The following is a 20,509-nucleotide window of genomic DNA, read 5'->3' on the forward strand; positions in this document are numbered from 1 at the left end:
GCGCCCCCGCGGCTGGCATACCCGCGGCATGGCGCGTCCCACGTTCGCCGGGTTGTTGGTATCGCTGTTCGGCGCGTTGGTCTGTTATGGCGGATTGCTGCTGGACGACCGCGCCCTGATGGGGATGTTCGTGGCCGTCGCGCTTGTGGTCGCGGCGTCGCTGGTTGTGTCCGTGGCCCAGTTCGTCCTCGTGCCGTTGCTCCACGTCGGCGACTCGTCCGTGCTCGCGTCGCGCCGCCTCTCCCGATTGGCGCGGCTGCTCGCGCCGCGGGATATGACGGTGCGCGACCAATACGAGCAATGCGATGCGGATGGCGTTCCGATCGGCCGATTCGTGGGTTCGCCGCCACGCGGGCGCGGACTGTACCGGCTGGTCTCCACATCGCTCGCCTGGCGCGACCCATTCGGTCTGGTCGCCATGCGGCGCGTGGTTCGCCGGCAGGCGCGGATCGCCGTTCTGCATGACGTGGCGACCGAGGACGACGCGCGCCGGCTGGCGGCGAATCTGCGGATGCAGGGACTCAACAGCGACGAGACCGCGGGAAGCGTGCGCGGCTATGTGCCGGGAGATCCGCCCAAAACCATCTCCTGGCGGCACAGCGCGCACCGCGGCACGCTGATGACCCGTGAAACCGAACGCGAATCCCAAGTCAACAGCGCGATCGTCGTGGATACGGCCTGCGATTCGCGGACACTCGACGCGGCCGCCGCACAGGCCGCCGCCATCGCACGCGCGGCCCATGACGCGGGTATACGGCTCACCGTCATCGCCGGCGCGCATACCGCCGATGACATCGAATCCATCCTTATGCTGCTCGCCGCCATACGGCCGGATGACGGGGCGGATGACGGGGCGGATGATGGGGCGGGCAGCGGATCCCGCGCCGCGTCATCGTCGAACCCCGCCGACCCATCGTCGCCGAAACAGCTGTTGCGGACGGCCTCGTCGACAAACGCGTGCGAGACGGCCGTGGAGCGTTGGCTCGCCACGCATCGCCATGAATCGGCGCATGTGACGCTGTACGCCGCCAATCCGCACGGTCCGCTCGTCGCGGCGTTGCGTACCGTCGTGCCTGCTGGCCAGCTGCGTGTCACCGCCATCGCGCCTCTGCCGGACGATGCCGCGCCCGCCGCCGCGACTTTCGGATTCAAACCGGCCCCATCCCAACCGCAAGCGCCCTCACCGGAGACGCTCGACACCATCGGACGGGTCGTGACCGCGGCTGCGCTGCTGGTCTTCTTCGGCGTGACCATCCACGCGCTCACGGGACTGGCCTCCGCCGACGGCGTCTACTGGCCGTGGTTCGCGGCCGGAGCGTTGGGCTGCGTCGCCATCGAATCGCAGATTCCTTCGAAAACCGCCATACGCGGCGCTTGGCGCGTGTCCGGTCTGGCGTTGGCGATACTCGCCGCCACCGTATCGCTGGTCGTCGTGCGGGTGCACGACATCGTCGGCGTCTGGCCGCATGAGCTGGTGGGAGCCGGTGCGGCGGATGTCGCCACCTCCGACGGCTCCTCGCTGGTGGAGACGGGCCCGTCCGGTCTGTGGGCCACGCTCGCCGACAGCGTGCGCGCCGGCTTCGACCAACTCAACCTGCAATTGCCGCCGCTGAACGTCGACGCGTCCGGAGACCTGTTCCTCATCCTGGTCATCGCGCTCGTCGCCATCCTTCTGCGCGGCGTGCTGTTCGAACGGGCCACCGCGCCCGCCTTCGTCATATTGCCGGTCGCCGCGCTCGCCGCCGACTATGCCTTCGTCGGCCGTCTCGCTCCTTGGTGGGAGCTCGCGCTCGTCATCGCGTCGTTCCCCCTGAGCCAGTGGGCCGCGCATCCCCGGCGCATCGCCCCGGCCGTGCCCGTCGCCGCCACCGCCGCCATCACCGCGGTCGCGTTGGCGCTCACCCCGGCCGCCACCGCCTGGGCCTACCGCGTGCCCCTGTCCATCGGCAGCAACGCCGGACTGTTCTCCGCGAACACCATCAACCCGATGATCGACCTCAGACGCACGCTGCAGACCGGCTCCGAGTCGACCGTGCTCAGCTATCAGGCGGAGCGGCGGCTGTATCTGCGCATGACCACGCTCGACGACTTCGACGGCGACACGTGGAGCTTCGACCAGTCGCTCGCCATCGACGGCGGCTTTTACGGTTCCGGCATCCGCCTCGGCGCCAACGAGGAGGACGAGCTGAGCTGGTGGCAGCGAGAAAGCCTCAGCCCCTTGAACGCCTATCTCAACATGCTGGGATACAGCGACTATCTGGGATACGACGTCTACGGAATGTCGGACGCCGACCGCAACACGATGAGCCGCCTGCAAGCCGGGGCCCAGGTGAACATCACCACCTTGGGATCGCGGTTCCTGCCGGTGATCGGCGACGCCGCGTCCGTGACGGGCGTGAACAGCAACTGGGTGCAATACGAGGATGGTTCGGTGTACAACCGCACGGGAGGCACCGATGGGAACACCAGCTATCGGGTGTACGGCTCGTACATCACGCCCATCGGCGACGACTCCGGCTTCTCCCAAATCGACGACGTCATGGCTTTGGGGCAGATCGCGCGCGGCGAGACGGGCGACGACGAGACGGTCATGGATACGGCGCAGCGTCTCGCGGCCCGCGCGCAGGCCGTGGCCGACGGATACGCGGAACGCGTCAGTGGCGTCATACTCGCGCATTTCACCCTCGACCGGGAATCGGGCACGTTGGTGGACTCGCAAGGCGAGGTGGTGGCCACGGCCTCGGGCGGCGCGGGCATCATCCAAGGCGACGACGGATCCGGAACGGGCGGCGTCGCCATGTCCGGATTCCCCTCCGACTACACCTTCACCGACGCGCTGGAGGAGAGGCTGGGACTCACCGACGACGACAGCAGGGCGCTCGCCTTCTCCGGCGACGACCAGGTGACGCTCGCCCTGCTGGCGGTCGACGCGAACGATCTGCAGGTGGTGCAAGACGACCAAGGCGAGGAGACGATCGTCGACGGCGCCACCGGCGAAAGCCTCTGCCGGCAGGAATCCGTGAACGGAACATGGCGGTTCAGCACGATCGAGGAACAGGAAGGGGCGGAAGGACTGGCCCAAACGCTGCTGTGGGCCGTGGTGAACCAGTCGGGCTACGCCGAATACGGATCGACGTTCGGCACCGGCACGGACAGAAGCCGTTACTTCGCCGAGCAATACCAGCAGCTGCTCGACGCGGTCGACGCGCGCGAAGGCGAAATCCACGAACGGTATACGGATCTGCCCGACGAACTGCCGGAGCATATCAGCGCGGTGGTCGAGCAGGCCCAGGCGGACGGAGTGGCCGCCGACGGCGAGGGATACGACCAGCAGGTCGCCGCGATGCGCTGGCTGGTGGACTACTTCACCGATCCGGCGAACGGATTCACCTACACGCTGGACGCGCCCGACGGCGACGGCCGCAACAATATGGAGACGCTCGACGACTTCCTCGACCCCGATGGCGGCCACGCCGGCTATTGCGCGCACTACGCCAGCGCCCTGGCCGTGCTGGGCCGTGCGATGGGCGTGCCCACACGCATGGTGCTCGGCTACAACGCCGGCGTGGGCGAGCGCGATTCGACCGGCCGATACAACGTCATGGCGCGGCAGCTGCACGCCTGGGTCGAAGCGTATATCGACGGCGTGGGTTGGGTGCCCTTCGACGTGACGCCCGCCACCAGCGAGAACGGCAGCGCCGCCTCCGACACGGGGGAGACGGATGGGGCGGATTCGGCCGACGGCGACGCCTCAACCGGTGACGATCCTCTCGTCGACGTCGCTCCGGATGACACCTCGTCCGACGATGCGGCCGTGGACGACGAGACCGGCGACGAGGGAGCCCAGGACGCCGACGCTTCGGATGGGTCCGCCGCCGACGACGCCGCTTCCGACGCGGCCGACGATGCCGGTACGGGCGCGTCGTTCTGGTCGGCGCTGCCGGCATGGGCACGGGCGGCGCTGCTGGCGGCGGGCGTCATGGTCTGCGTGCTCGCGCTCGCCTCGCTTCCCGCCGGAGCGCGCGCCCTGCGTCGCCGCCGGCGGTTCGCCATCGTCGAGGAGGCGTGTCGTAGCGTCGATGAGGGTGGCGGAACCGTCGGCGACAGTGGTGAATCCCACGGTGATGGCGGCGCCGCAGGCGGCGATGACGACGAAGCCGGCGGCGGAATCGACATCGCAGTCGGGGCGTCCACGCAGAGCGACACACGCTGGGAGCGGGCTTGGCGGGCCGCCTGGTCCGAATTGCGCGACAGCGCGTGGGATGCCGGCGTGCGGTGGAAACCCGCCGACGGCGATGCCGTCATCGCAGGGCGGATCATCGCCCATCTGACGGCGGATGCTCCCGTCCGCGATGCCGAAGCCGTTCCGGACGGCATATCCGCCCCGGACTCCGCGCCGGACGGCACGGCCGTGTCCGGTGATGGGAGCGCCGCCGACTCCGCCAGGGCCGCCGCCGAAACCATGGCCGATGCCGCGGCGAGCGTGCGGGAAATCGCCGATCAGGCCATGCTCGCGGCGTTCGGCGACGGAGTGACGGCCTGCGACGCGCGTTTGGCGAAGAAACTCGCCGTCGCCGTCCGCGCCCTCGCGCCCGCAAGCGTCCTGCGGCGGATTCTCCCCGCCTCGCTCATCCCCTCAGCTTGAACGGGATGCTCCGTCAGACGGAGGGAACGTCGAAACCGGCCTCGGCCAAGGCGTGGTCGATGTCGCGGATCAGATCGTCCGTGTCCTCCAGACCGACCGCGAGACGGAAGAACCCGCGGTGGAAGTCGCTTGGATACAGGTATTGCCGCTCGTCGTCCTCGCCGAGGAACACGATCAGGCTTTCGTCGTGGCCGAGCGAGACGGCCGAGGTGATCACGTTGAGTTTCGAGACGAAACGGTTGTGCCCATCATGGTCGGTGTCCAGACCGAAGGAGAGCACGCCGCCGAAGCCGGAGTCCGCGCGGGCCAACTGCGAGGCGGCCACCGCATGGCCCGGATGGCTTTCCAGACCCGGATACGCCACGAAGCGCACGGTGGGGATCGACCGCAGGTGCCGGGCGATCGCCAGCGCCGAGGCGTTGTGCTGGCGGATGCGCAGCGGCAGCGTCACCGAGCCGCGGTTGATCAGCCAGGCGTTGAACGGCGAGATGATGCCGCCGTAGTTCACCTGCGCGGTGAAGCGGATCTTGTCGGTGCGCGCCTTGGTGGTGGCGACCAGGCCGCCCAGCGCGTCGCCGTGCCCGTTGATGTACTTGGTCAGGCTTTCGATCACGATATCCGCGCCCAAATCGAGCGGGCGCACGTTGTACGGCGTGTTGAAGGTGTTGTCCACGCTGACGAGCACTTCGTGGCCGGCCGCGGCCCCATGCTCGTGCGCGATGCGCGCGATGGATGCGATGTCCGAAACCTTCAGCGTCGGATTCGCCGGCGTCTCGATATGCACGAGCTTGGTGTTGCCTTTAAGCGCCGCCCGCACGTTCTCGGGATCCGAAGTGTCCACGATCGAGGTCTCGATGCCGTACTTCTCCGGCAGGATCTCGTTGAGCAGACGATAGGCCGCGATATACGTCGTGTCCGAGAAGACCGCATGGTCGCCCCGGCCCAGGAACGTGGTGAACGTCGCCGACAGCGCCGCCACGCCGGAGGCCAGCGCCACCGCGTCCTCGGCGCCCTCCAGCCGGGCCAGCTTCTCCTCGAGGTAGCGTTGGTTCGGATGCCCGTTGCGCGTGTACAGGTTCACGTCGGAACTCGACCAGTTGATGTCGGAGGGGTCGTACGGCAGCGCGTACGCGTTGGCGAGCGTGATCGGCCTGCGGATCGCGCCCGTTTCGGCGTCCACGCCGTTGCCCAGATGGACGCTCAGTGTGCCGAATCCCAGCGGCTCATCGTCGAAAGATTGCCCATGATGCACCAGTTGTGAAGTCATGCTGCCCAGCATGCCAGCGCCGCCCAGCTCACGCAAGTGGGGCAAAAGAGGCGAAAACCGCTCCACAATGCGGTTTTTGAACACGATATAACAAGAACCGGTATAGGATATGGGGCATGACTTTCCAACATCGCGCCATCATCGACACCATCCCCGGCTACAAGCAGGGCAAGCCCGCGCCCCAAGTCGAGGGCCAACGCTCCTACAAGATCTCCAGCAACGAGAACGCCTTCGACCCGCTGCCCAGCGTCGTCGACGCCATCGACTCGCATGCGCTCACCCGACTCAACCGCTACCCCGACATGCGCGGCTGGGCGGTGGTCGAGCGCCTGGCCGCCAAATACGGCGTTGAGCCGGAGAACATCGTGCTCGGCTGCGGCTCCACCGAGGTCATCACCATGCTGGTGAGCCTGGTGGCCGGCCCCGGCGACGAAATCGTCTACCCGTGGCGCAGCTTCGAAGCCTATCCGATCATCGTCACCGGCGCGGGCGCCACCAGCGTGCAGGTGCCGAACCTGCCCGACGGCGGCCACGACGTCGACGCGCTGATCGCCGCCGTCAACGAGCGCACCCGCTTGGTCATCGTCAACAACCCGAACAATCCCACCGCAACCTCCATCTCGGATGCCGACGCGCGCCGCATCATGCAGGCCGTCCCCTCCGACGTGCTCGTGTTGTTCGACGAGGCCTACATCCAGTTCAACACCGCCGAAGGCACCAGCGTGGCGATGGACCTGTTCCGCGAATACCCCAACGTGGTCGTCGCCCACACCTTCTCCAAAGCCTACGGACTCGCAGGACTGCGCATCGGCTACGCGATCGCCCCGGAAGACGTGATCGACGGCATGCGCAAGGTCGCCCTACCTTTCGGCGTGACCGACGTGGCCCAATCCGCCGCGCTCGCCAGTCTGGACGCCGAGGACGAACTTGAGGCCCGCGTCGAGGCGATCGTGGCCGAACGTGACCGTGTGGTCGCGGCGCTTCAAGTCCAGGGATGGGAGTTTCCCCAGCCGTACGCGAACTTCTTCTGGCTTCCGCTGGGGGATCGCACCGAGGCCGCCGCGGCCGAATTCCTCAAGGCCGGCCTCTCCACACGCGTGTTCCCCGGCGAGGGCATCCGCATCTCCATCGGGGAGCCCGAGGCGAACACGGCCGTGATCGAGGTGTGCGAACGGCTGAAAACCGCCGGTTTCTAACGCGACACACGGTGACGCGACACGCGACTTGCGATTGTCTCAAAGCCGTGGCATACTAACCAAGTTGCCTGACGGGCCCCACGGTCCGGAAGGAAACGGCTGGCGGATTTCCCAAGCGGTCAAAGGGACCTGACTGTAAATCAGGCGCTTCGTGCTTCAGTGGTTCGAATCCACTATCCGCCACGCCCCGATAGCTCAGTGGTAGAGCACTTCCTTGGTAAGGAAGAGGTCGTGAGTCCGATTCTCACTCGGGGCTCTCTGGCGGGGTAGCTCAGCTGGCTAGAGCGTACGACTCATAATCGTAAGGTCAAGAGTTCGAGCCTCTTCCTCGCTACAAATCGCGCCTGTCAACCGGCAGGCGCTTATTACGACTAGAGGTGAATGAAATGGCTAAGAGCGCCGACATCCGTCCCGGCATCACGCTGGCATGCACCGAGTGCAAGGAGCGTAACTACATCACGACGAAGAATCGTCGTAATACGCCCGACCGTCTCGAACTGAACAAGTTCTGCCCGCGTTGCGGCAAGCAGACCGCGCATCGCGAGACCCGCTAAGCATCAAGCTTCATAAAAGCCCGACCGGACCGGTCGGGCTTTTGCGTATTCCGGACGGCCTAACGGAGTCTCGCGTAAAACCGCCGCTGAGTCGCACTCGGCGTCAGTTTTTACGGAAGTGTGCCGTCCATCGTGGGAGTCGTGGAGTAAGGTGACAGGAATGACGAGTTTTGCAGACATCACCACCATCGGTGTGGGCGGCGAGATCGCCCGTTTCGTCGAACCCACCTCCCGCGTCGGCGTGATTGAGGCCATCGAGGACGCCGACGAGCGCGGACTGCCCCTGTGCGTGATCGGAGGCGGATCCAATCTGCTGGTTTCGGACGAGCCCTTCGAAGGCATCGTCGTGCGCGACGCGCGCCGCCAGATCACCGTGCCCGACGAGGCTGCGCCGGTCGAAGGCGGCGACACCACCGTGCATGTGAACGCCGAAGCCGGATGCAACTGGGACGATTTCGTCGCGTTCACCGTGGAGCTCGGGCTTGAAGGCGTCGAAGGCCTGTCGGGCATTCCCGGAACCGTGGGCGCCAGCGTGGTGCAAAACATCGGAGCGTACGGCCAGGAGGTGGCCTCCGCGGTCGAATCCGTGGAGGTGTGGGACCGTCAGGACAAGCAGTCCAAAGAACTGACCGCCGCCGAACTCGACTTCGGCTACCGCATGAGTGCGTTGAAGGCCAGCATGTACGCCGCTCCGGCCACCCCGAATCCGGAGTTCTTCCCCACACCGCGCTATGTGGTGCTTTCCGTCACCTTCGCGCTGAACCATTCTGCCACCGGCGTCGTGGGCTACGGACAGCTCGCCAAAGCGCTCGGCGTCGAGGTCGGCGACCGTATGGACACGCAAGCCATCCGCGACGCCGTGCTCAAGGTGCGCGCCGCCAAAGGCATGTTGGAGGACGCCACCCGCTACCTCACGCCGGCGATGGCCGAAACCAAACGCGACGAGCAGATCGGATTGGCGCTCGCCGGGCAGGCCAAGTCCGCGCAGGCCGCGCAAGACGCCGCCGGAACCGGATTGCCGGCTCCTGATTTCGATCGCCACAGCTGCGGCAGCTTCTTCATGAACCCGATGCTCTCCGTCGAGCAGGCGGCTCGTCTGCCCGAGGACGCCCCGCGATTCGACGCGACTCTGCCCGACGGCACGTCCGGTGTGAAAACATCGGCCGCCTGGCTGATCGACCATGCCGGTCTGCACAAAGGACATAAGCTCGATCCTCAGTCCAAGGCGGGCCTGTCCACGCTGCACACGCTCGCCCTGACCAATCGCGGCGGCGCGGCGGCCGCCGACATCGCCGCGTTGGCCAAAGCCGTGCAGGATCAGGTCGAAGCGAGCTACGGCATCCGCCTGGTCCCGGAACCGGTGGTCGTCGGAATCGACCTACGGTAGGCGGCATCCCACGCCCTCCTTCGCGCCGGCGGGTGGGAACGACGGACCGGATCTCGCCGGACCGGGTCGCCGACGGCGTGGATCCCGCCTCCGACGGTTTGGAGCAGCCTGGGCCTATACTCGGACGGGCGGCGAGAGGCCGGCCTCGCAGGAGAGAAGAGTGACATGAACGTATTGCGCACCAAATCCGTCGAACAGACGCTGGCCGAAACCGGCGAGGAAGGGCGCTCGCTCAAGCGCAATCTCAAATGGTGGGATCTGGCCGTGATGGGCGTGGCCGTCGCCGTGGGCGCGGGCATCTTCTCGGTGGGCGCGCAGGCCGCCGCCTTCCATGCGGGCCCTGCCGTCATCATCAGCTTCCTCATCGCGGGCCTGGTGTGCGGCGCGGCCGTGATGTGCTATGCGGAATTCGCGTCGATGATGCCTGTGGCCGGCTCCGCCTACACCTTCACCTACACCACGGTGGGCGAGATCGTGGCGTGGATCATCGGATGGGACCTCATCCTCGAGATGATGATGGCCGGATCGGTCATCTCCAAATACTGGGGCGTCTACCTCAACGACTTCATGCACCTGATGGGATGGGACATCGACACCACCGTCGCCGTCGGACCGCTCGACATCGACGTCGCGCCCATCCTCATCGTCGCGTTCTTCACCACCCTGCTCGTGTTCGGCACGAAAATCGGCGCGCGCGTCGACGGCGCGATGACCGTGCTGAAAATCGCCATCGTGTTCTTCGTCATCATCGTCGGATTCTTCTACGTGAAAGCCTCCAACTTCACGCCGTTCATCCCACCGAGCGAGCCGTCCTCGGCCACCGGCGGCGAGGCGCTGACGACCCAGCCGCTGTGGCAGTGGGCCACCGGTATGACGCCCAGCGTCTACGGCATTCCCGGCATTCTCTCCGGCGCGGCGCTGGTGTTCTTCGCGTTCCTCGGCTTCGATGTGGTGGCCACCACCTCAGAGGAAGTGGAGAATCCGAAACGGAACGTGCCGTTGGGCATCTGCTCGGGGCTGGCCCTGATCATCGTGATGTACATACTCGTCGCCATCGTCACCACCGGCATGGTCTCCTACAAGGAGCTCGCCCAGGTCGAAAGCCCCTCGCTCGCCACCGCGTTCGAGGCGGTGGGCGCCACATGGGCCGCGAAGATCATCAGCTTCGGCATCGTGCTGGGCTTGGCCACGGTGGTGATGGTGCTGCTGCTCGGCCTGACCCGCGTGGTGTTCGCCATGAGCCGCGACGGCCTGCTGCCGCGTGCCCTGTCCTCGACCGGACGGTACGGCACCCCGGCCAAACTGCAGATGGCAGCCGGCGCGGCGGTGGCCGTGGTCGCCGCATGCTTCCCGATCGACGTGCTGGGCGATATGGTGAACATCGGCACGCTGTCCGCGTTCACGCTGGTGGCCATCTCCGTGCCCATCATGCGCAGGAAACGGCCCGAACTGCCGCGCGCCTTCAAAGTGCCGGGCAATCCCTGGCTGCCCATCCTCATCGCCGTGGCCAACCTGTGGCTGATGCTGAACCTGTCCGTGCTCACCTGGATCCGCTTCGTGGTCTGGCTGGCCATCGGCTTCGCCATCTACTTCGCCTACGGATACCGCCACGCGCTGCTCGGCAAGAAGACGGAGCCAGTAGTACCCTTAGAGCAGTAACGCATCAAAGGAGGAACTATGCCATACGTTGTCGCCCAGCCGTGCGTGGACGTGCGGGACAAGGCCTGCGTGGACGAGTGCCCGGTCGACTGCATCTACGAGGGCTCCCGTTCGCTGTACATCAACCCCAACGAGTGCGTCGACTGCGGCGCCTGCGAGCCCGTGTGCCCCACCGAGGCCATCTTCTACGAGGATGACCTGCCCGAGGCGTGGGCGTGGTACAAGGACGCGGCCGTGAGCTTCTTCGCCGAAGTCGGCGACCTCGGCGGCGCCTCCGCCAACGGCCCCATCGGCAAGGATCCCGAGCAGGTGGCCGCCCTGCCCCCGCAGGGCAACTGAGCCGGCGGATCCACGCGTATCCCGCGCAAGCGGACCAGACGCATCCATCGCATCCGAGACGCGAACGAAGAGGCTCCGGCCGCAATGCCGGGGCCTCTTCGGGTATCCGCCCGGCCATCCGGTTCCCGCGCAACCGGATGATCAGGCGATTCCCCACCGATGGGGCGCGCACATGAAACAAATACGAAAGGCCGACCTATGGGTTTCCACGCATACGAATCCCCCTACGATTGGGGACGCATCGCCGCATACAAGACGACCGCGAAGGCCGCGCCCGGCGGCATGGTCGACCTCTCCGTCGGATCTCCCGCCGATCCGGTGCCGGACAGCGTGCGTCAGGCGCTCGCCGACGCGGCCGACGCGCCGAACGCGTACGGATACCCCGCCACCGCGGGAACCGCGGATCTGCGCCGGGCCATCGACGAATGGTTCCGCGACCAGCGCGGCGTGGATCTGAAATCGGTGAACGCGGGCGTGACGCCCACGGTCGGATCCAAAGAGGCGGTCGCCCTGATGGCGAGCCTGCTGCATTTGGGACCGGGTGATGTGGTCGTGCAGCCGCGGGTGTCGTACCCCACCTATGAGATCGGCACGCAGCTGGCCGGGGCGAGTGTGCTTAAGGTCGACGACGTGGCCGATGTCGAATCGTGGGCGAACGTGCCGAACGTCAAAGCGGTGTGGGTGAATTCCCCCTGCAATCCCACCGGAGCGGTGATCTCCGCCGACTGGCTGGCCGACATCGTGGCCGCCGCCCGCCGTATCGGCGCCGTGGTGCTCTCCGACGAATGCTATGCGCTGATGGATTGGCGTTCCGGTGCCAGTTGCGCCCCGTGCGCGTTGAACGCCCAAGTGTGCGAGGGGAGCGCCAGCAATGTGCTGGTGCTGTATTCGCTGAGCAAGCAGAGCAATATGGCCGGTTACCGCACCGCGTTCATCGCCGGCGACTACCAGCTCGTGGGCGAGATGGCAGAATACCGCAAACAGATCGGGCAGATCATCCCCGGCCCCGTGCAGGCCGCCATGGCCGCGGGTTTGCGCGACGCGGACGCGGTGCGCGCGCAACGGCAACGGTATGCCGCCCGTCTGAGGATGTTGGTGGAGGCGCTGCGCTCGCACGGATACGACGCCTCCATGCCGCAGGGCGCGCTGTACGTGTGGGTGAAGGCCTTGTCCGGCGACTGTTGGGCCGATATGGCCGCTCTGGCCGAATTGGGGATCGTCGCCAGCCCCGGCGAGTTCTACGGAGCGCCGGAACACCTGCGGTTCTCCGCCACCGCCACCGACGAGGCCATCGCCGACGCCTGCGCGCGCCTAACCCGCTAACCCTCCCCAATAACGTGGCCCCGCCGCAATCCGCATGGTGCGGTCCATGGTGCGGTGCCGTCCATGGTGCGGTACTTTCCATGGTGCGGTGCCTTGAAAACGTTGGAATTCCAACCCACCGCACCATGTGGTCACCGCACCATGGGCGCCACCGCACGATGTACCGCATGATGCGCCGTGCGACGCGGTTGCATGGGGCGGGTGTATGTATGGTTATGCGCCGAAACTGGCCGAGCGCCTGCCGAATTTGCGGCGGACCGCGTCGAGCGCGGCCTCCGCGTCGCGCAACCGGGCGGCCGAGGTTCGCTCGGTCGGATTCGCGGATTCCTCCAGCATGTCGTCCAGCGAAGGTTGCACGGCGGTGTCTCCGGCCTCGCTGAGTCCCGAGGCGGACACTCCGGCCAAGCGGATCAGTTTGGGCAGGGGAGTGTCGGGGCCGGCCGATTGCGGCATCTCCAACATGGCCTTCAGTTGGGCCATGCTATGCGGGTACAGCGTGCTCGCCGCGTCCGTGGGACTGTCCATCGTGTGCGAGCGGGTGCGGTAGCTCAGGTCGGCGAACCGCAGCTTCACCGTCAGCGTGCGCGCCACCAGTCCGCGACGGCGCAATGTGCTGGCCACGTCATCGCATGCCACGCGCAGCAGGTCACACACCACACGCATATCGGTGGTGTCGCGTGCCAGTGTGTTCTCCGAACCGATGGATTTTTCCGGTGTGTACGGCGTGACCTTCCGCTCGTCGAGGCCGTGCGAGGCCATCCACAGCCCATGTGCGGCCGCCGCCGATCCCGTGGCGCGGGCGAGCGCGTCCTCGTCGAGCGCAGCCAGATCCTTCACCGAATGCACGCCCCATGCGTTCAACCGCTGTTCCAGCGATGGGCCGATGCCGGGAATGCCGCGCAACGGCATCATCTGCACGAATTCGGCGGATTTCGCGGCGGGGATGAGCAGCATGCCGTTCGGTTTGGCGTTGGTCGAGGCCATTTTCGCCACCAGTTTGTTGGCCGCGATGCCCACGGAACAGGTCACATGGAATCGGCGCTCCACCTCGCGGCGAATCCAAGCGCCGATCGCGCTGGGCGAGCCCCATCGCAACAAAGCGGCGGAGACGTCCATATAGCCCTCGTCAACCGAAACCTGCTCCACCTGTGGCGTGACCGCGTGGAACACGTCGGTCATGATGGCGTGCGAAACGCGGCGGTAATAGGCCATATCCACCGGCAGGAAAATACCGTTCGGGCACAGCTGGCGCGCGCGGGCGGTCGCCATCGCGGAATTCACGCCGTATTCGCGAGCCTCGTAGCTCGCGGCGGACACCACCGAACGCACGCCGGTGCCGATGATCACCGGCTTGCCCTTGAGTTCCGGCCTTCGGGCGATCTCCAGCGACGCGTAGAAGGCGTCCATGTCGATATGCAGCACCGTGCATCCCGCCTCGTCGTGGCCCCAGTCGCGTTTGGCGGCCTCAAGTCTCGGTGCGGTGCTCATAACCCCTCAGTATAGTACAGATGTTCGAACCGTGGGCCCAGCATGAGGGATGCCAAGCCCGACGTCGTCCCGAGCGGAGTCCGAAGGGCGGAGTCGAAGGATCTCCCACGCCGTATGCTCGTCGTTCGGGTGGTTGGGGTAGCCTAGTCCTCCGTGAAGAAGGCTGTGCTTGATGTGTTGAACCGTGTGCCGGTGGTTTGTATCGTGATCGGACAGGCGTTGATCATCTACGTGGCCACGGCCATCGCCAAACTCGCGTTCACGCAGCTCGATCCCCTATATGCGGTGTGGTACCGCGTCGGTTTCATGGCGGTGCTGCTGATGGCGTGGCGCAGGCCATGGTCCAAATCCAAACGGGAGGCGATGTTCCACCGCACGCCGCGAGGCTGGGCGCTGGTCGCGTTGCTTGGCTGCTCGATCATGCTGATGAACACCATGTTCTATGTGGCGATCAGCAATATGGATATGGGCATCGCCGTGGCCATCGAGTTCCTTGGTCCGCTCGCGGTGGCGGTGATCACCGGCAACGGCTGGCGCGAACGCATCGGCATCGGCATCGCCGCGCTCGGTGTGGTGCTGCTGGCGGGCATCTCGCTCACGGGGTCGTCGGGCGGCAATTTCGCGGTCGGATTGGTCGCGATTCTCATCGGCGGCACGATGTGGGGCGTATATATCGTCACTGGTCGTAAAGTGGCTTCGCGTGGCAGCTCCTTGGATAACCTCGCCGTCGGCATCGCCATCGGATGGCTGGTGCAATCGCTGTTCCTCGCCGTGCCGGCGGTCTCCCACGTCATCCACCCCAAGCCGGATGCCACATGGGCGCTGGAGCCCGGCGGCTCGTGGATGCTGCTCGGACTGCTGTTTCTGATTTCGCTGTTCGCCTCGTTCATCCCCTATATGGTGGAGCAGGTGACCATGCGCCGCACCACGTCGGGCGCGTTCTCGGTGATGCAGTCGATCAATCCCGCCGTCGCGGTGGCCGTCGGCCTTGCGTTCGGTGAAATCCCCAGTCTCGGCGAGCTCGGCGGCGTGGCCTTGGTGATTCTGGCCGTCGTCGTCACCTTCTCCGGCGATTCCGCCGCGTCCCGCTAAGCATCTTCGACGCGATCTCCGACCCCGATGTGGGATTCGCCCCATGGCGCGCCATTTCGTGCACATAATCCCATATAGAGATGGGCGCATCGCAATTGGTCCATGACCCAATTCCTCAATGTAATCAAGTTGAAGTGATTGAGTGGTTTGGGTTTCTCGGCTCCTCGATGCGGGCGGTTCGGTGAGGCGTCATCGTGCGGGGAGAAAGCGAAAAGCCGGTGTCCGAAGACACCGGCTTTTCGCTGTATAAGAAAGGAGGTGCATCCAGAAGCACCTACCGTTGCGAACCGTTCCCTCTGAAGTCAGTTTGCCCGCCTTGAGGTGGGGAACGCTAGCAGTGTTCGCTCCGGCGGTACCCATCATAGCCGATAGAATCGCGTATATCGAAAACGTCTCCTAGCAGGGGCGGATTAGACCGTCCGGCGATCGCCGGACGACGTTGCCGCGTCCAACGCGGCGCGGCTGTGTAAGAAAGGTTATGCAATATGCATAATCCAAATGAGGAGCCGCGCGGCGGCTCGATAATCTGGCTCATGGCGGTGCTCGTCATTGCCCTTTCGGCCAAGGTGGACTCCACCGCAGCCGATGTCGCGATACTGGCGTTGACCATGTATGCGATCAGAGCAGGAATCAGCCGCCAGTAGCGGCACACTCAGCCCGCCACGGGGTGATCCGTGGCGGGTCATCCAATCCACGGCAAGGGCGCGCGGGAAACAGGGGAGGCAATGGCTCTCACGGACGTCCCCACTGGGAGAACGTCTCTACCGGTGTGGGGTACGAGGCTTTGATGGCGGTGACCTTGCCTTGTCGTTTGACCCGGGTGATGCATCCGAAGCTGCGGAGTGTCGTCATCGTGACCACACTCCGTTTGGCGCTTTTCGTGAGTCAATTAAAAGTACATTAGTCGCGCTTTTTCGTGTCATATTATGCAGTATCGCGCTGTTTTGCCGGATTTTGGGCGGACACTGCGCAACCTTGCGCGGCAGCTCGCAAACCCTTGGAATCATTGGGTTTTCAGGGGGTGCAGGCATACGAAAAAGGACGGTACCGCGTACCGTCCTTTCGCTCCTCGCGGAGTCAGAGGGATTCGAACCCTCGAGCCGCTATAAACGACTAACACCTTAGCAGGGTGCCCCTATCGGCCACTCAGGCATGACTCCGGCGCTGCATTCATACATGCTCATATGAGCGCAACAGCATATTACATTACCACTGGGTGTGGATGCGACTCGCCCGCCGCATCGGGAAAGTCGCGCCGAAAACCGAAGAGATCTCCGGGGCGTCGCCTTCCCGACGTCCTGCGTATCCGAATGACGGGGTCATCTTGGCCATGCCGATGATGGCGCAGTCGAGATCGATCGCAATAAAGCGCGCTCCGAAGGTCGAGCGCGAAACAGGAGATCATCTCGCAGACGCACCCCGTCGCGGACGATGGCTTCGGGCGCGCGGTGGGCGGTGGGGATCCGATAGGTGGAGCGGAGGTACGCCATTGTCCGTCCGTCTCCACATGACATCCTAGCCCCTCATGCCCCTTGGCGATGGGCGCGGCGAGTCCTCGCCAGCGGCGGCATGCGATTTTCCAATGCAGGCGGCGGCCAGTAGTCTGGTAGAGGAAAGTGCGAGAAGAGCAGGGAGTCCAGTATGAAACACGCGAACGGCTACGGCCAATACGGCGCACCGCGCAATCGCGGCGCCGCATGGGTGGTCCCCCTAAGCATTGTGGTCGCCATCCTCGTGGTGGTCGCGGCATGGTTCGCCACCCGCGGGACCAACACCACGGATAGCGCGTCCAATGCGGCCCCCAACGCCAGCGTCCAAACCGATTTGGAGAAAACCGAGGCGACGCCGACCCCGGTGGTCGAACACCACGGCAACTCGCCGGACTGCCCCGACACCGACTGCATCGCCATGCTCGTCAACGGCGACCTGCTGTTCCACGAAGGCCTGTGGAGCCAGTTCGCCGGCGCGGACACCTCCGCCACCGACGGCACGGCATTCAACTTCGACCCGCTGTTCGAGCCGATGCGCAAATACATCCAGGCCTCCGACATCGCCGTTTGCGAATTCGAAACGCCCATCGCCCAGCGCGGCGGCCCCTACGCGGCGTACCCGATCTTCAACATCCCCGCCGAAGTGGCCGATGCGGTCAAGAACGTGGGCTATACCGCCTGCACACACGCCACCAACCATTCGTGGGACCAGGGCGCCGACGGCATCGCCCGCCTGTGGGACACGCTGGAGGCGAACGGCATCGCCCAGACCGGATCCTATAAAACCGAGGAGGATTCCACCAAACCGCTCGTCATCGATTCGCCGACCGGCGGTGGCAAATTGGGGCTTGTGACCGGCACGGTGTCGCTTAACGGCATGACCGCCGACCACGACTGGCAGGTGGACCGTCTGCGCGAATCCGGCGACCCGAACTACCAGTCGGATATCGACAAGGCCGTGGCCAAGGCCGAGGCCGCGCGCGAGCAAGGGGCCGACGTGGTGGCCATGGCCATGCACTCCGTGCAGGAATACATCGACTACGCCGATTCCTGGCAGATCTCCGAAGCCCATGCGCTCGCCGACACGGGTGCGTTCGATGTGATCTACGGTGCCGGATGCCATTGCGCGCAGCCGATCGAGAACTACAACGGCACGTGGATCATCTACGGTTTGGGCAACGCGGTCACCGAATCCGCCAACACCGCCGCGACCATCGTCAACAACCAGGGCGTCACCGCCCGTGTCCAGTTCGCCGGCAAGAAGGGCGTCGCCGGCTCATGGCGCGTCAACCGCATCGATTGGATCCCCACCGCGAATGTGCGCCAAGGCGGCTACCAATGGTGCTCGATCGCCGCGGACAAGCCGGATGGCCCATGTTGGGGCGATGACCAGGACGCCCAGGTGCGGCAACGCATATGGGATGTCGTCTATTCGATGGGCGCCGACCAGAATGTGGTGCGCGAATGGAACATCACCGAGGAGCAGACGCAGCAGACCGCGCAATAGCGCCGCCGTCCGCCGCTCCGCCGCCTGCCCCGCCTCCCAATCCCGACGTCCGTCGCGTCCGTCATCTGTCCGCCGCTCCGTCCGCCACCTGCTGACATCCTTTTCTGCTGGTGTGCCTAAGGTGTTGCCCATGACGCAAGTATTCGAAACCCAGCCCGACCACGCCGACCTGCCGCTTGTGGTGATGCCCGCGGTGCTCGATGCGATGGTCGAGCCGATTAAAGCCCAGTTCCCGCAGCTGCGCGACATCGCCCGCGTGCGCATGTTCGAGGAGTTCACCTCCGACGAAAACACGCTTGCCGAACGCGCGCGCGGCGCGGATGTGCTGCTGATCGGCGGCTACCACATCAGTGACGCGCTGCTGCGCCGTCTTGCCGACGGCGGCGTCAAATGCCTGGTGTTCTGCGGCACCGGCGTGGCCAGCTACGTCAATCTCGAATTGGCCGGAACGTTGAACCTGCGTGTGTGCAACGCTGAGCACTACGGCGACAACGCGGTGGCCGAACTCACCTTCGCGTTGCTGTTCGAGCTGATCCGCCGCACCGGCGAGCTCGACGCGGCCACCAAACGCGGCGACTGGTCCTGGTCGGGCGGCGACGGCCTGCAGCTGGCGGGCAAACGTCTGGGCATCATCGGACTCGGCGGCATCGGCGCCACCGTGGCCCGCATCGCCCGCGCCTTCGGCATGCGGGTGAGCGCTTGGAGCGAGCATGTGCCCGAGGAGATGTTCGCCGGTTGCGGCGCGACCCCCGTGGCGGATTTGGGCGAGCTGATCGAGGGGGCGGATGTGGTCAGCGTGCATATGCCGTTGCTGGAAGGCGAGCATGGCACGCGCGGCATCATCACCGCCGAGCATTTGGAGCGCCTGCGCCCGGGCACGCTGTTCGTCAACACGGCCCGCGCCGAGGTGATCGAGCCGGGCGCGCTGCTCTCCCGACTGCAACGAGGCGACATCCCCGCCGCGCTCGACGTGTATGACCATGAGCCGCTGACCGCGGACGATCCGCTGTGTCGGATTCCCGGCATCGTGCTCACGCCGCATGTGGGATGGCGCACCGACGGCGCGTTCGTGGAACTGACCCGTCAGATGGTCGCCTGCGCGGCCGCGTTCCTGCAAGGCGGGCGGCTGAACGTCGTGGTGTCGGAACGCTGATGCGCACGATTCTGAATCCCGTCGACCAGCCGGCGCACGCCTCGCTGGTGGAGAAGAAATCCGAATTCATCGGCGACGCCGCGCATATCGACTCGCTTGAGGATGCGCTCGCGTTCGTGGAGACGATCCGCGAACGGCATCCCAAAGCCCGTCATGTGGCGTATGCGGCGGTGATAGGTGGAGCGGACGGCCGGCTGAGCGAGCGTATGAGTGATGACGGCGAACCCTCCGGCACCGCTGGCAAGCCGATTCTCGACGTGCTGCGGCAAAGCGGCTCCACGGATTGCGTGGTGGCGGTCACGCGCTATTTCGGTGGCATTCTGCTGGGCTCGGGCGGTTTGGTGCGCGCGTATTCGTCGGCCGCTTCGTTGGCGATGAAAGCCGCGGCCACGGCGAGCATCGTGCCCTGCCGGCGGTATCGGCTGGTGTTGGATTATCCGCAGTTGGCCCGATTGCGGCAGTTGCTGGCGCAAAGCGACGGCACGCAGGATCAGGAGACCTACACCGACAAGGTGGAACTGGTGGTGGCCGTGCCCGTCGAGGGTGCGGCGCGCTTCGAGGAGCGGGTGCGTGAATCGTTCAACGCCGCGTTGATTCCGGAACCGTTGGATTGCGTGAACCGCGCCGTGCCGGATGCGGGCTCGGGCGCGGATGCCGGTCCGATCGGCGTATGAAACAGTGCGGGTGCGAACGGCGCGGCGAGTCAACGTCGCGGACCCTGAACTAAGCTGGTCGGTATGACCGACGAGAACAGCAATGAGACCACGGCCGCGCAGGACTTCGAGCCGCTGACGGAAACCTACGAGCGTTTGCGTCACTCCACCGATTCCACGGAACTCAGCGAATTCGCACGTCGCCCGTTGCCCGACCGCGCCGATCAGGCCTCGTTCTCGCGAGCCACGGCGTTGTTGGAGGCCGTGGCCGGCAATCCCCACACACCCGTCGAGGATCGCCTGTTTCTCGCCCAAACCATGCCGTTTCCGAATGTGCTCATCAAGTTGTCGGTTGATGCGGAGCCTGTGGTGCGTCAGGCCGTTGCCGCCAACGAGGACAGCAAGAACTGGCTGCTCGGCCGTCTGACCAAGGATCCGATTCCCGAGGTGCGGGACACCGCGCTTGTCAACAAGCACACATCGTGGAAGATGCGTCTGGAGGGGGCGCAGAACCCCGAAACGGACGCGAAGACCCTGGATTATCTCGGTGTTCTCGGCACGGAGATCGAGCCGGGCGCGTCTCCGATCCTCTCGTCCATGGTGCGTCGCGCCGTGGCGTTGAATCCCAACACCAGCGCGCAAATGCGGGAGAAGCTGGCGACTGATCCCTCCGAAGAGGTGCGTCGCGCCGCCGGACGGTAGATGATGGGAGTGGACGGTCCGTCGGGAAGGAGTCGGGCTGCTGAAGTCCCGGCG

Annotated in this window: 15 protein-coding genes and 4 tRNA genes; 16 read left to right on the top strand and 3 right to left on the bottom strand. The window is 65.6% G+C overall.

Going from position 1 to position 20,509, the window contains the following annotated elements; translation table 11 throughout:
• Window positions 1–28 precede the first annotated feature (28 nt).
• Window positions 29–4,645 (top strand): transglutaminaseTgpA domain-containing protein, encoded by a 4,617-nt coding sequence (locus tag BL8807_RS06140; protein ID WP_158217110.1) that lies wholly within the window; start codon window positions 29–31, stop codon window positions 4,643–4,645.
• Between the two features lie 13 nt (window positions 4,646–4,658).
• Here BL8807_RS06140 and BL8807_RS06145 read toward each other — a convergent pair whose 3' ends face one another.
• Window positions 4,659–5,912 carry a trans-sulfuration enzyme family protein gene (locus BL8807_RS06145; RefSeq protein WP_072725088.1) on the bottom strand — a complete coding sequence of 418 codons (1,254 nt, stop codon included), beginning with the start codon at window positions 5,910–5,912 and terminating at the stop codon, window positions 4,659–4,661.
• A 116-nt stretch (window positions 5,913–6,028) separates the two neighbouring features.
• Here BL8807_RS06145 and BL8807_RS06150 point away from each other — a divergent pair, with 116 nt between their 5' ends.
• The 9 genes from BL8807_RS06150 (at window position 6,029) to dapC (ending at window position 12,370) form a co-directional block, all read left to right on the top strand.
• Window positions 6,029–7,108 (top strand): histidinol-phosphate transaminase, encoded by a 1,080-nt coding sequence (locus BL8807_RS06150; RefSeq protein ID WP_072724798.1) that lies wholly within the window; start codon window positions 6,029–6,031, stop codon window positions 7,106–7,108.
• 101 nt (window positions 7,109–7,209) lie between these two features.
• Window positions 7,210–7,291, top strand: a tRNA-Tyr gene (locus tag BL8807_RS06155).
• Between the two features lies 1 nt (window position 7,292).
• A tRNA-Thr gene (locus tag BL8807_RS06160) sits at window positions 7,293–7,364 on the top strand.
• A 4-nt stretch (window positions 7,365–7,368) separates the two neighbouring features.
• Window positions 7,369–7,442: transfer RNA gene (locus BL8807_RS06165), tRNA-Met, on the top strand.
• A gap of 52 nt (window positions 7,443–7,494) precedes the next feature.
• The gene (gene rpmG, locus BL8807_RS06170; protein WP_072724800.1) at window positions 7,495–7,662 is read left to right on the top strand and encodes a 50S ribosomal protein L33; all 168 of its coding nucleotides are present in this window, start codon (window positions 7,495–7,497) and stop codon (window positions 7,660–7,662) included.
• A 160-nt stretch (window positions 7,663–7,822) separates the two neighbouring features.
• Window positions 7,823–9,049 carry a UDP-N-acetylmuramate dehydrogenase gene (locus tag BL8807_RS06175; RefSeq protein WP_072724802.1) on the top strand — a complete coding sequence of 409 codons (1,227 nt, stop codon included), beginning with the start codon at window positions 7,823–7,825 and terminating at the stop codon, window positions 9,047–9,049.
• 165 nt (window positions 9,050–9,214) lie between these two features.
• Window positions 9,215–10,708: an amino acid permease gene (locus BL8807_RS06180; RefSeq protein ID WP_072724804.1), complete on the top strand. Its 1,494-nt coding sequence runs from the start codon at window positions 9,215–9,217 to the stop codon at window positions 10,706–10,708.
• A gap of 18 nt (window positions 10,709–10,726) precedes the next feature.
• Complete coding sequence (gene fdxA / locus BL8807_RS06185; protein WP_072724806.1) at window positions 10,727–11,047, top strand: ferredoxin; 321 nt, start codon at window positions 10,727–10,729, stop codon at window positions 11,045–11,047.
• A 198-nt stretch (window positions 11,048–11,245) separates the two neighbouring features.
• Window positions 11,246–12,370: a succinyldiaminopimelate transaminase gene (gene dapC, locus BL8807_RS06190; protein ID WP_072724808.1), complete on the top strand. Its 1,125-nt coding sequence runs from the start codon at window positions 11,246–11,248 to the stop codon at window positions 12,368–12,370.
• Window positions 12,371–12,583: 213 nt separating this feature from the next.
• Here dapC and dinB read toward each other — a convergent pair whose 3' ends face one another.
• Entirely contained in the window at window positions 12,584–13,858 is a 1,275-nt protein-coding gene (gene dinB / locus BL8807_RS06195) for a DNA polymerase IV (protein ID WP_072724810.1), read from the bottom strand.
• Window positions 13,859–14,011: 153 nt separating this feature from the next.
• On the opposite strand from dinB, the gene BL8807_RS06200 reads away from it, so the two are divergent.
• A complete protein-coding gene (locus tag BL8807_RS06200; RefSeq protein ID WP_072724812.1) occupies window positions 14,012–14,950 on the top strand; it encodes an EamA family transporter in 939 nt (312 codons plus the stop codon).
• Between the two features lie 485 nt (window positions 14,951–15,435).
• Entirely contained in the window at window positions 15,436–15,594 is a 159-nt protein-coding gene (locus BL8807_RS06205) for a hypothetical protein (protein ID WP_162841413.1), read from the top strand.
• 428 nt (window positions 15,595–16,022) lie between these two features.
• On the opposite strand, the gene BL8807_RS06210 is transcribed toward BL8807_RS06205, so the two are convergent.
• Window positions 16,023–16,110, bottom strand: a tRNA-Ser gene (locus tag BL8807_RS06210).
• A 481-nt stretch (window positions 16,111–16,591) separates the two neighbouring features.
• On the opposite strand from BL8807_RS06210, the gene BL8807_RS06215 reads away from it, so the two are divergent.
• The 4 genes from BL8807_RS06215 to BL8807_RS06230 all read left to right on the top strand — a co-directional run bounded on the left by BL8807_RS06215 (window position 16,592) and on the right by BL8807_RS06230 (window position 20,455).
• Window positions 16,592–17,947 (top strand): CapA family protein, encoded by a 1,356-nt coding sequence (locus tag BL8807_RS06215; RefSeq protein ID WP_072724814.1) that lies wholly within the window; start codon window positions 16,592–16,594, stop codon window positions 17,945–17,947.
• Window positions 17,948–18,077: 130 nt separating this feature from the next.
• Window positions 18,078–19,100, top strand: coding sequence for an NAD(P)-dependent oxidoreductase (locus BL8807_RS06220; protein WP_072724816.1), 1,023 nt, complete (start codon window positions 18,078–18,080; stop codon window positions 19,098–19,100).
• Window positions 19,100–19,774: an IMPACT family protein gene (locus BL8807_RS06225; protein WP_072724819.1), complete on the top strand. Its 675-nt coding sequence runs from the start codon at window positions 19,100–19,102 to the stop codon at window positions 19,772–19,774. Before BL8807_RS06220 ends, BL8807_RS06225 begins: the two co-directional genes overlap by 1 nt.
• A 63-nt stretch (window positions 19,775–19,837) precedes the next feature.
• Complete coding sequence (locus BL8807_RS06230) at window positions 19,838–20,455, top strand: AbrB family transcriptional regulator (RefSeq protein ID WP_072724821.1); 618 nt, start codon at window positions 19,838–19,840, stop codon at window positions 20,453–20,455.
• Window positions 20,456–20,509 lie beyond the last annotated feature (54 nt).

Source organism: Bifidobacterium lemurum (assembly GCF_014898175.1).
Taxonomy (GTDB): domain Bacteria; phylum Actinomycetota; class Actinomycetes; order Actinomycetales; family Bifidobacteriaceae; genus Bifidobacterium; species Bifidobacterium lemurum.